7 protein-coding genes are annotated in these 12,917 nt (G+C 71.6%); 1 reads left to right on the forward strand and 6 read right to left on the reverse strand.

Features of this window, described 5'->3' with window-relative positions; all coding sequences use genetic code 11:
- Positions 1 to 34: 34 nt before the first annotated feature.
- From pyk to gltB, 5 genes are all read right to left on the reverse strand, one after another.
- Positions 35 to 1,468: a pyruvate kinase gene (gene pyk, locus UIS43_RS09455; RefSeq protein WP_013154177.1), complete on the reverse strand. Its 1,434-nt coding sequence runs from the start codon at positions 1,466 to 1,468 to the stop codon at positions 35 to 37.
- Between the two features lie 217 nt (positions 1,469 to 1,685).
- On the reverse strand, positions 1,686 to 2,585 hold the full coding sequence (locus tag UIS43_RS09460; RefSeq protein ID WP_041552801.1) for a hypothetical protein: 900 nt from the start codon (positions 2,583 to 2,585) through the stop codon (positions 1,686 to 1,688).
- Positions 2,586 to 2,659: 74 nt separating this feature from the next.
- Positions 2,660 to 3,043 carry a DUF2784 domain-containing protein gene (locus UIS43_RS09465; protein WP_370012972.1) on the reverse strand — a complete coding sequence of 128 codons (384 nt, stop codon included), beginning with the start codon at positions 3,041 to 3,043 and terminating at the stop codon, positions 2,660 to 2,662.
- 197 nt (positions 3,044 to 3,240) lie between these two features.
- Positions 3,241 to 4,695, reverse strand: a complete 1,455-nt coding sequence (locus UIS43_RS09470) for a glutamate synthase subunit beta (RefSeq protein WP_071622466.1) — start codon at positions 4,693 to 4,695, stop codon at positions 3,241 to 3,243.
- A 19-nt stretch (positions 4,696 to 4,714) separates the two neighbouring features.
- Entirely contained in the window at positions 4,715 to 9,265 is a 4,551-nt protein-coding gene (gene gltB / locus UIS43_RS09475; protein ID WP_071622467.1) for a glutamate synthase large subunit, read from the reverse strand.
- 588 nt (positions 9,266 to 9,853) lie between these two features.
- Here gltB and UIS43_RS09480 point away from each other — a divergent pair.
- Entirely contained in the window at positions 9,854 to 11,656 is a 1,803-nt protein-coding gene (locus tag UIS43_RS09480; RefSeq protein WP_358455088.1) for a bis-aminopropyl spermidine synthase family protein, read from the forward strand.
- A gap of 161 nt (positions 11,657 to 11,817) precedes the next feature.
- Here the strand turns inward: UIS43_RS09480 and UIS43_RS09485 are convergent, their stop codons facing one another.
- A complete protein-coding gene (locus UIS43_RS09485) occupies positions 11,818 to 12,870 on the reverse strand; it encodes a hypothetical protein (protein ID WP_013154183.1) in 1,053 nt (350 codons plus the stop codon).
- Between the last annotated feature and the right edge of the window lie 47 nt (positions 12,871 to 12,917).

Below are 12,917 nucleotides of genomic sequence, written 5' to 3' on the forward strand. Positions count from 1 at the left end.
TCGGGGGCGCCCGGTGCGGGGCGCCCGGGTGTTGCTACCGCGCCGCGAGGGCGACGGCGTCTCCGAGGCGGTGGACGCGCAGGGAGTTGGTAGAACCGGTGGTTCCGGGCGGGCTTCCGGCGACGATGACGACCTTGTCGCCCTTGTGGTAGTCGCCGAGCTGGAGGAGTTCGGCCTCCACCTGGCGGACCATGTCGTCGGTGTTGTCGACCCAGGGCACGAGGTTGCTCTCGACTCCCCAGGTGAGGGAGAGCACGCCGCGGGTGGTCTCCTCGGTGGTGAAGGCCATCAGCGGGATGGGTGAGCGGTAGCGGGCCAGGCGTCGGGCGGTCTCTCCGGACATGGTGAAGGCGACCAGTGCCTTGGCTCCGACGGTGGCGCCGATCTCGGCCGCGGCGCGGGCGATGGCTCCGCCGGTGGTCTCGGGTACCCGGTTGAGGATGTGCGAGGCGCGCAGGGATTCCTGTTCGGCGGCGCTGACGATGCGGGCCATGGTCTCGACGGTCTCGACGGGGTACTTGCCGACGCTGGTCTCTCCGGAGAGCATGACGGCGTCGGCGCCGTCGAGGACGGCGTTGGCGACGTCGGAGGCCTCGGCGCGGGTGGGCCGGGGTGATCCGATCATGGATTCGAGCATCTGGGTGGCGACGATGACCGGTTTGGCCTTGTCGCGGCAGCGTTCGACGGCGCGTTTTTGCACCATGGGGACGTTTTCGAGGGGGAGTTCGACGCCGAGGTCGCCGCGGGCGACCATGACTCCGTCGAAGACCTCGATGATGTCCTGGAGCCGTTCGACGGCCTGGGGTTTCTCGACCTTGGCGATGAGGGGGACGGTGACGCCCTCCTCGTCCATGATGCGGTGGCACTCCTCGGCGTCGGCGGGGCTGCGGACGAAGGAGAGGGCGACCATGTCGACGCCCTGTCGCAGGGCCCAGCGCAGGTCCGCCTCGTCCTTTTCGGTGAGTGCGGGGACGCTGACGGCGACGCCGGGGAGGTTGAGTCCCTTGTGGTTGGAGACGGTGCCGGCGACGATGACGCGGGTGTGGACGTCGGTGCTGGTGGTCTTGGTGCACTCCAGCGCGATGCGGCCGTCGTCGATGAGGACGCGGTCGCCGGGGCGTACGTCCGCGGGGAGTCCCTTGTAGGTGGTGGAGACGCGGTGGGCGTCTCCGGGGACGTCGTCGGTGGTGATGGTGAACTCGTCGCCGACGTTGAGGTCGACGGGGCCGTCGGCGAAGGTGCCGACGCGGATCTTGGGCCCTTGGAGGTCGGCGAGGACGCCGACTGCTCGTTGTGCGGCCTCAGCGGCGTCTCGCAGGTTGGCGAGGTTGGCGCTGTGGTCGTCGTGGGTTCCGTGGCTGAGGTTGAGTCGGGCGACGTCCAGTCCGGCTTCGACGAGCTTGCGGAGGACTTCCGGGCTCGAGGTGGCGGGACCGAGGGTCGCGACGATTTTTGCTCGACGTGTCACGCTTAACACTCTAGAGCGTCTGGAGGATGGAGTGGTCTAAACCAGGTTGCGAATGGACGTATGTGGGGCTGCGGGAAGTCGAACTTCGGGCACCCTGGGTGAGGTTCGGTGGCGTTGGGTGGTGTGGGGGTCCTCGCTGGCGGGGGTGTCGGGGCGGGGTGGGCGCGGGGGTCCGGCCTCGGCGGGGCCGGGGTGTGCCGGGGCCGGGTTCGGAGTGTCAGGTGTCGCGGCGGCGGGGCGGGAGGTAGCCCTGGACGCGGCCGTAGGCGCACAGGATGCGCAGGCGTTGGACGGTGCGCATGCCTTCGCGTTCGAGGGTGGCGGCGGTGTCCCAGTGCTGCCAGGTGGCGTCCCAGCCGCCGTCGGGTCGTTGGGTCTGTTCGAAGAAGTCGAGGTTGCGTTGGATCTCGGCGTCGGTGAACAGGGGTCGGGCGATGTGGTCGGGGTGGGTGGCGATGTCGAGTGCGGTGTGGGCGTGTCGGCGCGGGTTGGGTTTGGGGTCGGTGTCGATGACGGCGCGGATCATGGGGTGCAGTCGGCTGGTGGTGCGCAGGGCGCGGTCGCGGTCGGGGACGTGTTGGAGGAAGGTGCAGATGCCGATGGCCTGGTGGGGGTCGGTCCAGTGCAGGGCGTTGATGCGTTTCCAGCAGTAGGCGGTGGCGTTGTCGCGCCAGGTGTGGCTGATGTTGTGTTTGTGGAGGTATCCGGCGAGGAGTGCGGTGAGTCCGAGGTCGCTGGTGAAGTCGTGGTGCTGCTGCCACCAGGGGGCGGCTTCGGTGTGGCGGACGTTGGGTCGTACGCAGGGCAGGCCGCCGTCGGGGTTGGTGACGGTGGTGAGGTAGCGGCAGATGCCGGTGCCGAGGGTGGTGGGGATGGGCCCGAGGTCGTCGAGGTAGCGCAGGGCGATCTCGGTGGCGGCGGGTTGGCTGGTGTGTCCGCGCAGGTCGGGGTCGAGTCCGTTGCCGTAGCCGCCGTCGAGGTTGCGGTAGGCGGAGAGTGCGGAGCGGACGGGTTCGGTGGGTCCGTTCTGGAAGAGGTGGGCGAAGCGGAGCCGGTCGATGAGCCGGGCGTTTCGCATGGTGAAGTGTTCTGCGGCGCGAAGGGAGTCCCAGGTCACAACGGTCATGTCTTCGACGGTACGTCCGTGTGCGGGGCGGGGAAATGGTTGGCGGGCCAATCCATTCGCGATCTTTACGCGCGGTTCGGGGTGGTGTTGCGTGTGCGTCTTCGGGTGAGGATGAGGAGTCCTGCCCAGGAGGTGAGGACGGCGAGGGCGACGGTGAGCTGTGCGGTGAGCAGGTGCTCGGCGGGGTAGACGATACCGGTGAGGTAGTGGTCGATGAAGCCTTCCGGGGGCAGTCCTTGTTGTCCGGCGCGTCGGCGGGCCCAGTTCTCGACGTGGGTGAGGGGGCAGGGCCAGCCGATGAGGGTGATGGCGAGTCCGTACAGGACGCAGCCGAGGTGGATCCACAGGGTGCGGGGCCACTTCCAGGCGAGGAATCCGCCGAGGGCGAGGTAGGCGAGGAAGGCCAGGTGCACGACCATGGCGGTGTCGGCGATGAGCCGGTAGGTCATCGTCTGGCCTCCTGGGCGTGTGGTGGGTCCTCCTTGTTCCCAGTATCGGCGCCGTCGTGCGTCCGGGCCAGGGGGTGTGGGGGGCTGTGGACGGTTCTGGTGGGATCCCGGATGGCTCGTGGCGTGGGGGGACACGGCGACGCGCCGGGTGCGGAGGGTGTCCTCCGCGCCCGGCGCGCGCGTGTGCCTGGTTGTGGCTAGACGAGCGGTCGTGCGGTCGGCGGGATGGTGACCGGCAGTGCGCTGTCGTCGGTGAGGTAGCGGTCGACTCCGGCGGCGGCGGAGCGGCCCTCGGCGATGGCCCAGACGATGAGCGACTGGCCGCGGCCCATGTCTCCGGCGCAGAAGACGCCGTCGACGGTGGTGCGGTAGTCGGTGTCGCGGACGACGTTGCCGCGTCCGTCGAGTTCGACGCCGAGCTGGTCGAGCAGGCCCTCCTTCTGGGGTCCGACGAAGCCCATGGCGAGCGTGACGAGTTCGGCGGGGATCTCGCGCTCGGTGCCCTGGACGGGTTCGAAGCCCTTGTCGGTGCGCTTGACCTCGACGAGCTTGAGGGCGCGGACCTGGCCGTTGTCGTCGCCGAGGAACTCGACGGTGTTGACGGAGTAGATCCGCTTGCCGCCCTCCTCGTGGGCGCTGGTGACCTTGTAGAGCATGGGCATGGTCGGCCAGGGCTGGTTGTCGGGCCGCGTGGCGGGCGGCTTGGGCATGATCTCCAGCTGGGTGACCGAGGCGGCGCCCTGGCGGTGGGCGGTGCCGACGCAGTCGGCGCCGGTGTCGCCGCCGCCGATGACGACGACGTGCTTGCCCTTGGCGCTGATGGCGGGCGTGTCGTAGTCGCCCTCCTGGACCCGGTTGGCCAGGGGCAGGTACTCCATGGCCTGGTGGATACCGCCGAGTTCGCGGCCCTTGGCGGGCAGGTCGCGCCAGGCGGTGGCGCCGCCGCTGATGACGACGGCGTCGTGGTCGGCGCGCAGCTGGTCGGCGGTGATGTCGGTGCCGACGTCGACTCCGGCGCGGAAGGTGGTGCCCTCGGCGCTCATCTGGGCGAGGCGGCGGTCGATGTGCCGCTTCTCCATCTTGAACTCGGGGATGCCGTAGCGCAGGAGGCCGCCGATGCGGTCGGCGCGTTCGTAGACGGTGACGTCGTGTCCGGCGCGGGTGAGCTGCTGGGCGGCGGCGAGTCCGGCGGGGCCGGAGCCGACGACGGCGACCTTCTTGCCGGTGCGGGTGGTGGGGGGCAGGGGCTTGACCCAGCCCTCCTCCCACGCGCGGTCGATGATGGAGACCTCGACGTTCTTGATGGTGACGGCGGGCTGGTTGATGCCGAGCACGCACGCGGATTCGCACGGGGCGGGGCAGAGCCTGCCGGTGAACTCCGGGAAGTTGTTGGTGGCGTGCAGGCGTTCGATCGCCTCGGCCCAGTCGTGGGTGTGGACGAGGTGGTTCCACTCGGGGATGAGGTTACCGAGGGGGCAGCCGTTGTGGCAGAAGGGGATGCCGCAGTCCATGCAGCGTGATGCCTGCTTGGTGACGGTTCCCCGGTCGAAGTCCTCGTAGACCTCGCGCCAGTCCTGGATGCGCACGTCGACGGGTCGGTGCTTGGGGAGCTCTCGCTCGGTGGTCTTCAGGAAGCCCTTGGGGTCGGCCATGTGCCTTCCTCCTCTCGTGTCAGGACTGTGCGGAGGCCATGACGGCCTCGTTGACGTCGCGGCCCTCGCGTTCGGCCTCGGCCTGGGCGAGCAGGACGCGCTTGTAGTCGCGCGGCATGATCTTGGCGATGCGGTCGATGCCGCCGTCGGTGAGGATGCGGTCGGCGACGGCCGATCCGGTCTCGGCGCGGTGGCGGGTGAGGACGTCGGTGAGGAACGCGCGGTCCTCGTCGGTGAGGGCCTCGATCTCGACCATCTCGGTGTTGACGCGTTCGTGGTCCAGGTCCAGGACGTAGGCGATGCCTCCGGACATGCCGGCGGCGAAGTTGCGTCCGGTGCGGCCGAGGATGACGGCGCGGCCGCCGGTCATGTACTCGCAGCCGTGGTCGCCGATGCCCTCGACGACGGCGAGGGCGCCGGAGTTGCGGACGCAGAAGCGTTCGCCGACGACGCCGCGCAGGAGGATCTCTCCGGAGGTGGCGCCGTAGCCGATGACGTTGCCGGCGATGATGTGGTCCTCGGCGACGAGTTGGGAGGCGTTGTCGGGGCGGACGATGACGCGTCCGCCGGACAGGCCCTTGCCGACGTAGTCGTTGGCGTCGCCGGACAGGCGCAGGGTGACGCCCTTGGGTACGAAGGCGCCGAAGGACTGGCCCGCGGATCCGGTGAAGGAGACGTCGATGGTGTCGTCGGGGAGGCCGTTGGCGCCGTGGCGCTTGGTGACCTCGTGTCCGAGCATGGTGCCGACGGTGCGGTTGACGTTGCGTACGGGCAGTTCGAGGCGTACGGGCTGGCCGAAGTCCAGGGCGCCCTCGCTGAGCTGGATGAGGGTGTTGTCCAGGGCCTTCTCCAGGCCGTGGTCCTGGAGGCGCTGCTGGACGCGGTGGTCGCCGGCGCGGGGTTCGACCTCGTGCAGGATGGGCGACAGGTCCAGGCCCTGGGCCTTCCAGTGGGTGACGGCGTCGGCGGTGTCGAGCAGGTCGATGGAGCCGATGGCCTCGTCCAGGCTGCGGAAGCCGAGCTGGGCGAGGTACTCGCGGACCTCCTGGGCGATGAACTCGAAGAAGTTGACGACGTATTCGGCCTTGCCGGAGAAGCGCTCGCGCAGGAGCGGGTTCTGGGTGGCGACGCCGACGGGGCAGGTGTCCAGGTGGCAGACGCGCATCATGACGCAGCCGGAGACGACGAGGGGTGCGGTGGCGAAGCCGTACTCCTCGGCGCCGAGCAGGGCGGCGATGACGACGTCGCGTCCGGTCTTCATCTGGCCGTCGGCCTGGACGACGATGCGGTCGCGCAGGCCGTTGAGCAGCAGGGTCTGCTGGGTTTCGGCGAGGCCGAGTTCCCAGGGGGTGCCCGCGTGCTTGAGGGAGGTCAGCGGCGAGGCGCCGGTGCCCCCGTCGTGGCCGGAGATGAGGACGACGTCGGCGTGTGCCTTGGACACGCCGGCGGCGACGGTGCCCACGCCCGCCTCGGAGACCAGTTTGACGTGGACCCGGGCGGAGGGGTTGGCGTTCTTGAGGTCGTGGATGAGTTGGGCGAGGTCCTCGATGGAGTAGATGTCGTGGTGGGGCGGCGGGGAGATGAGCCCGACGCCGGGGGTGGAGTGGCGGGTCTGGGCGACCCACGGGTAGACCTTGTGGCCGGGCAGCTGGCCGCCCTCGCCGGGCTTGGCGCCCTGGGCCATCTTGATCTGGATGTCGTCGGCGTTGCTGAGGTAGTGCGAGGTGACGCCGAAGCGGCCGGAGGCGACCTGCTTGATGGAGCTGCGGCGCAGGTCTCCGTTGGCGTCGGGGGTGAAGCGGTCGGGGTCCTCGCCGCCCTCGCCGGTGTTGGACTTGCCGCCGAGGCGGTTCATCGCGATGGCGAGGGTCTGGTGGGCCTCGGCGGAGATGGAGCCGTAGGACATGGCTCCGGTGGAGAAGCGCTTGACGATCTCCGAGACGGGTTCGACCTCGTCGACGGGCACGGGTTCGCGCACGCCGTCCTTGAAGCGCAGGAGACCGCGCAGGGTCATGAGCTTCTCGGACTGGTCGTCGATCTGGGAGGTGTACTCCTTGAAGATCTCGTACCGGCGGGTGCGGGTGGAGTGCTGGAGTTTGAAGACGGTCTCGGGGCTGAACAGGTGCGGTTCGCCCTCGCGGCGCCACTGGTACTCGCCGCCGACCTCCAGGCGCCGGTGGGCGCTGGGGTTGGCGGTGTGGGCGCGGCGGTGGCGGATGGCGACCTCCTCGGCGAGGACGTCGAAGCCGACGCCGCCCAGGCGGGAGGTGGTGCCGGTGAAGCAGCGGTCGATGACCTCGGCGCCCAGGCCCAGGGCCTCGAAGATCTGGGCTCCGGTGTAGGAGCTGACCGTGGACACGCCGATCTTGGACATGATCTTCAGGACGCCCTTGCCGTACGCCTTGACGGTGTTGCGGACGGCCTGGTCGGCGTCGACGCCGCCGATGGTGCCGCGTTCGACGAGGTCGCGGACGGTGGCCAGCGCCAGGTAGGGGTTGACCGCGGAGGCGCCGTAGCCGATGAGCAGGGCGACGTGGTGGCATTCGCGCACGTCGGCGGCCTCGATGAGGAGTCCGACCTCGGTGCGGGTCTTCTCGCGGACGAGGTGGTGGTGGACCGAGCCGGTGAGCAGCAGCGACGGGATGGGCGCGCGGTCGGCGTCGGCGCCGCGGTCGCTGAGCACGAGGATGTGGGCGCCGTCGGCGATGGCGGCGGAGACCTCGGTGTTGATCTGCTCCAGGCGTGCGGAGAGCGCGTCGCCGCCGCCGTCGACGGGGTAGGTGCCGTCGACGGTGAAGCTCTTCAGGGCGGGGTTGCCCCGTCCGGCGGCGACGATGGCGGCCAGTTCGGCCTGGTCGACGACCGGGGTGGGCAGGACCAGGCGCTGGGTGCTGCCGGGTGCGGCGTCGAGGATGTTGTGCTCGGCGCCCAGGAGGGTGGCCAGGCTGGTGACCATCTCCTCGCGGATGGCGTCCAGGGGCGGGTTGGTGACCTGGGCGAAGTTCTGCGAGAAGTAGTCGAAGAGCTGGCGGGAGCGCTCGGAGAGCGCGGCCACCGGGGTGTCGGTGCCCATGGATCCGATGGGTTCGGCGCCGGTGCGGGCCATGGGGGTGAGGATGACGCGCAGTTCCTCCTCGGTGTAGCCGAAGACCTGCTGGGCGCGCTGGAGTTCGGTGACCGGGACGGGTCGGGCGTCGGGCAGGTCGGCCAGGCGCAGGACGCCGGTGTCGATCCACTCCTGGTAGGGGTGCTGGGCGGCGAGTTCGGCCTTGATCTCCTCGTCCTCGACGATGCGCCCCTGGGCGGTGTCGACGACGAAGATGCGGCCGGGCTGGAGGCGCCCCTTGCGCACGATGGTGGCGGGGTCGATGTCCAGGACGCCGGCCTCGCTGGCGAGGACGACGAGGCCGTCCTCGGTGACCCAGTAGCGGCCGGGGCGCAGGCCGTTGCGGTCCAGGACCGCGCCGACGAGGGTGCCGTCGGTGAAGGACACCGAGGCGGGGCCGTCCCAGGGCTCCATGAGGGTGGAGTGGTACTCGTAGAAGGCCCGGACGGCCGGGTCCATCTCGGTGTGGTTCTCCCAGGGCTCGGGGATCATCATGAGCACCGCGTGCGGCAGGGAGCGTCCGCCCAGGTGGAGCAGTTCCAGGGCGTCGTCGAAGGACGCGGTGTCGGAGTCGTCGGGGTCGACGATGGGGAAGATCCGGTCGAGTTCGCCGGGGATGAGGTCGCTGGCGAGCTTGGCCTCGCGCGCCCGCATCATGTTGCGGTTGCCCTTGACGGTGTTGATCTCGCCGTTGTGCGCGACGTAGCGGAACGGGTGGGCGAGCGGCCAGGAGGGGAAGGTGTTGGTGGAGAAGCGGGAGTGGACCAGGGCCAGGCCGGAGGCGTAGCGCCGGTCGGACAGGTCGGGGAAGAACGGCTCCAGCTGCGGGGTGGTGAGCATGCCCTTGTAGGCGATGGTGCGCGGGGACAGGCTCGGGAAGTAGACGTCGCTCTCGTGCTCGGCGCGCTTGCGTACGCAGTAGGCGTGGCGCTCCAGCTCGATGCCGGTGAGGCCCTCGGTGGCGGTGCCGGGGGTGCCGGTGATGAAGAGCTGCCCGAAGTAGGGCATGGCCTGGCGGGCGGCGGGTCCGCTGTACTGGGGTTCGAAGGGCAGTTCGCGCCAGCCGAGCAGGGTCAGGCCCTCTTCGGCGACGATGGCGTTGATGCGTTCGACGGCGGCGGCGCGCTCGGCGGCGTCGGCGGGCAGGAACCCGATGCCGGTGGCGTAGGCGCCCGCCTCGGGCAGGGTGAAGTCGCAGACCTCGGTGTAGAGCTCGTGCGGGATCTGGGTGAGGATGCCCGCGCCGTCGCCGTCGTCGGGGTCGGCGCCGGAGGCTCCGCGGTGGTCGAGGTTGCGGAGTACGGTGAGCGCCTTCTCGACGATGTCGTGGCTGCGACGTCCAGTGAGGTCGGCGACGAAGCCCACACCGCAGGCGTCGTGCTCGAAAGCGGGGTCGTACAGGCCCTGGGAAGTGGTCTCGGGGTTCGTTCGGACGGACGAACGCCGCACCTGGCCAGCAGGCATCTACCCTCCTGTCGTCTTGCGTTGGCTTCGTGAAAAGCGCATCCGGGACGACGTTGGCCCTGCTGCGTGCGGATGGAGTTGTGTCGCCGCGTGGTGCGGCGGTGACCGTCGTGTGGGCGCCGTGGCCGCCTCCGTCGTGCGGCCACGTCCTCGTGGTCGCCGGTGGCGGGTGGGGTCGCCCGTGACGGGCAGGTTCCCTTATACATGCCGGTCCAGCCGCGACGTTAATCGCAGGTCTAGACCATGTGGCGCCGCGGTGCGCCGGTGGCCCCTGGCCGCGCCCGGGTGTGTGCGGGCTCGGGCACGGTCCGGGAGAGGTTCCCGGTGCGGGCTGGCCTAGCGGGTTTTTCCACGAGGGAACCCCGCTAAACCTCCCAAAGAGGCCGAAACACCAACCTTGGAGGTGGGGAACGCCACTTCGGGCATGCGGGCGCAACACGCCGCACGCCCACATTACCCCGGTGTTAACCGCGTCCCCAAGAGGGCGGGGGGCGGGTCCGCGAGTGATATCCCCCTCACCGGGCGGCGCCGCTGACCTGGGTGGCGGCGGGCCGCGCGCCGCCCCGGCGCGCGTGGGACGATCGGTGCATGCACGCGACTCCTCCGGGCCCGGACGGCCCCCCTTCCGCTGCCTCCGGGCGGGTACCGGTCGCGGACGGCGACTCCGCCCGCGCCGACCGCCCCCTTGACGGCCCGCCGCCCCTTCCCGAGCCCGCCGCGGAGCTGCTGCGCGGCCACGGCGTGGACGCGCCCCGGCTGCGCCGTGTGCTGGCGCTGCTCTCGGACGGGCGCGAGTGGGAGGCGAACGCGCTGGTGCGCGCCAGCGGCGTCGCGTACGCGCTGGTGTCCTCCCTGGTGGGGGCCCTGACGGAGGCCGGTGAGCTGGCGCCCGGGGACGGGCGGGGCCGGGTGCGCCTGGTGCGGCCCGAGCGCTACGCGGGCGCGGCCGGGGAGGAGCCCGCCGACCCGGTGGCCCACCTGCTCCCCCGCTACTCCCGGGCGCTTGCGGAGCTGGCGCGGGCCGTGGAGGAGGGGCCCGCCTCGGATCTGGACCTGGACCACGTGGCCGCGACGGCCGAGACCGCGCTGCGCCGGGCGCTGCTGCTGTCCACCCGGTTCGACCTGCGCGACCGCACGCTCCTGTGCGTGGGCGACCACGACCTGACCTCGGTGGCGCTGACCCTGGTGTGCCCTGGCGCCCGGGCGCAGGTCGTGGACATCGACGAACGCGTCCTGGCCCACATCGACTCCCTGGCGGCCGAGCTCGGGCTGGCGGTGCGTACGCACGCCGCGGACCTGCGTCTGGGGCTGCCGCCCGCGGTGCGCGGCGGCGCGGACGTGGTGTTCACCGATCCCCCCTACACGCCCGACGGGGTGGAGCTGTTCGTGCGGCGCGGTGTGGAGGGGATGGCCGATCCCCGCCGGGGCCGGGTGCTGGTGGCCTACGGGGCCAGTGAGACCACCCCGCGGCTGGCCGCGGCCACGCAGGCGAGGCTGGTGCGGATGGACCTGCTGTTGGAGGCGGTGTGGCCGGACTTCAACCGCTACCACGGGGCCGAGTCGATCGGCGCGGCCTCCGACCTGTACGTGCTGCGGCCTCTGGCGCGTACGCTGCCCGCTCCCTCGGGTGAGGTGGCGCGCGTGTACAGCCAGGGGGTGAACGCCAAGGAGGCCCGGGGCGGTCTGGACGCCGACCGGGCCCGCGCCGTGCTGGACCGGGTGGCCGGGGAGACCGCGAGTGCCGCGGGTCCCGGCGGGACCGGGGAGACCGGTGGGGCCGGGGAGGCCGGTGGTGATCGCGCGCCGACGCTGGTGGGCGCGTGGCCGGGCGAGGTCGCCGGGTCGGGGCGGGTGCGCCTGTCCACGTGGTTGGAGGCGCCCGGGCAGGGCGGCGGACGCGCGGTGGTCAATCTCACGGGCGGGTGGGACCGCTGGGCGGCGCGGGCGGCCCTGGCCGCCGCCGGGGACACCGTGTACGTGCTGGTGCCGTCCTCGGCGGCGTGCGTGCGCGACGAGGCGGGCCAGCGGGGGCTGCGCGCCCTGGTGGAACCGCGCTTCGGGGTGCGGTTCCTGCGCGGGTTCGGCGCGGACGGCCTGACGGCGGTGCGGCTGACCCGGCGCCCGGACGCGGACTCGGCGGTGGACCGGCTGCTGGTGTACGTGCAGGAGAGGGCGCACGGCACGCTCACCGCGACCCTGCGGGCGGGGCTGGTGGAGGTGTCGGCGTGGCGGGAGAGCCCGGTCAACAAGCGCACGGCGCGCCACGCGGTGGCCGCGGCGCCGGAGTGGGTGTCCGGGCACACCCTGCTCGATCTGCCCGAGCACCGCTTCGGTGAGCTGCGCGGGGTGGCCGCCGACCTCCTGGAGCGGGTGGGGTCCTCCCCGGCCTGACGCTGTACCGGCCCGTCCCCTGGGCCGATCGCAGGGCAGGACCCTCGCGTCACATCAGCGACGGTTCCGGCCAGCCAACGGGCTGCTGCGTGCCCGTCCCGGAGACGGCGAAGGGGCCCTCGGCGGTGCCGCGGGCCCCTTCGTGTGTGCGGGGTGGAGGCTCAGCCGGTGCCGGTGGTTCCGGGCAGCTCCGTGCCCGTGCCCTCGTTGCCGGTCACACTCTCACCTTCGACGCCAGTGCCGGTGCCGTCGGTGCCCAGGCCCTCGGTCCCGGTGCCCGTTCCGTCGGTTCCCGTGCCCTCGGTTCCGTCGGTGCCCGTTCCCTCGGTCCCCTCCGTCGTCCCCTCGGTGCCGCCGCCGGTGGTGCCCTCCTGCTGCACCATGCGCCGGTAGAGCGGGTCGCGGAAGTTGGCCAGCGCCACGAGCGGCCCGGACAGGCTGACCCTGTCCTCCACCGACTCCGAATCGGTGGGCTGCACCCACACCAGGACCAGGTAGTGGCCGCTGACGACCGCGTCACTGGCGCTGTAGCCGCTGCCCAGGCGGTCGAAGGGCTCGGCGCCGGACGGCGAGAGCACGAAGCCGGGGTCCTGGGCGCCCTCCCCCTCGGGTTCGGCGAGGGCCGCGGCGACCGCGCGGCTGCCCTCGACGTCGGCGAGGTTGAACACGGCCACGACGCCGAAGTAGGTGTCGGACACGTAGGTGGCGCGCCCGGCCTGGGTGCAGTCGGCCTCGGCCAGGGCGGTCTTGACGGGCTCGCCCCACACCGCGGCGGCGCAGTCCTCGGCCAGGACCGATTCGCCCAGGGTGAAGTCGATGCTCTGGCTGGAGATCTCGGCGTTGCGGTCCCCGAACAGCTCGTTCTCGTTGAGGGGGCGGCTGTCGGCCTCGCGGGTGGCGAGCACCTCGTTCATGCTGCCGGCGTCGACGACCCGGTACACGGCGGGGCGGGTCTGGGGGGCGGCCTGCCCCTCGCCGCCGCCCTCCCCCGCGTTGAGGTACAGGACCACGCCGAGGGCGATCAGCGCCACGACCAGCACTCCGGCCACGATGGCGATGAGGGGGCCCAGGCGCCTGGACTCCTTCTTCCTGCGCCCCCCGGCCCGTCGGCGTCCGCCCTCCCGGGAGGAGCGCCCCTCGGGCTCGGTGTCGGGCTCGCTGGTCTTCCTCCGACGCCCCGCGGGTCCGGACGCCGACGGTTCAGAAGGGGACACCCAATGGACCTTTCCTCGGATGCGGTCCGGCCCGCGCGTACGCGGGC

The sequence above is a fragment of the Nocardiopsis sp. LDBS0036 genome, assembly GCF_041228755.1.
Classification (GTDB): domain Bacteria; phylum Actinomycetota; class Actinomycetes; order Streptosporangiales; family Streptosporangiaceae; genus Nocardiopsis; species Nocardiopsis dassonvillei.

Coding starts and splice junctions, on each gene's coding strand:
- UIS43_RS09465 (WP_370012972.1), bottom strand. CDS start 3,043: ATGACCTACCGGCTCATCGCCGACACCGCCATGGTCGTGCACCTGGCC.
- UIS43_RS09470 (WP_071622466.1), bottom strand. CDS start 4,695: ATGGCCGACCCCAAGGGCTTCCTGAAGACCACCGAGCGAGAGCTCCCC.
- gltB (WP_071622467.1), bottom strand. CDS start 9,265: ATGCCTGCTGGCCAGGTGCGGCGTTCGTCCGTCCGAACGAACCCCGAG.
- UIS43_RS09480 (WP_358455088.1), top strand. CDS start 9,854: ATGCACGCGACTCCTCCGGGCCCGGACGGCCCCCCTTCCGCTGCCTCC.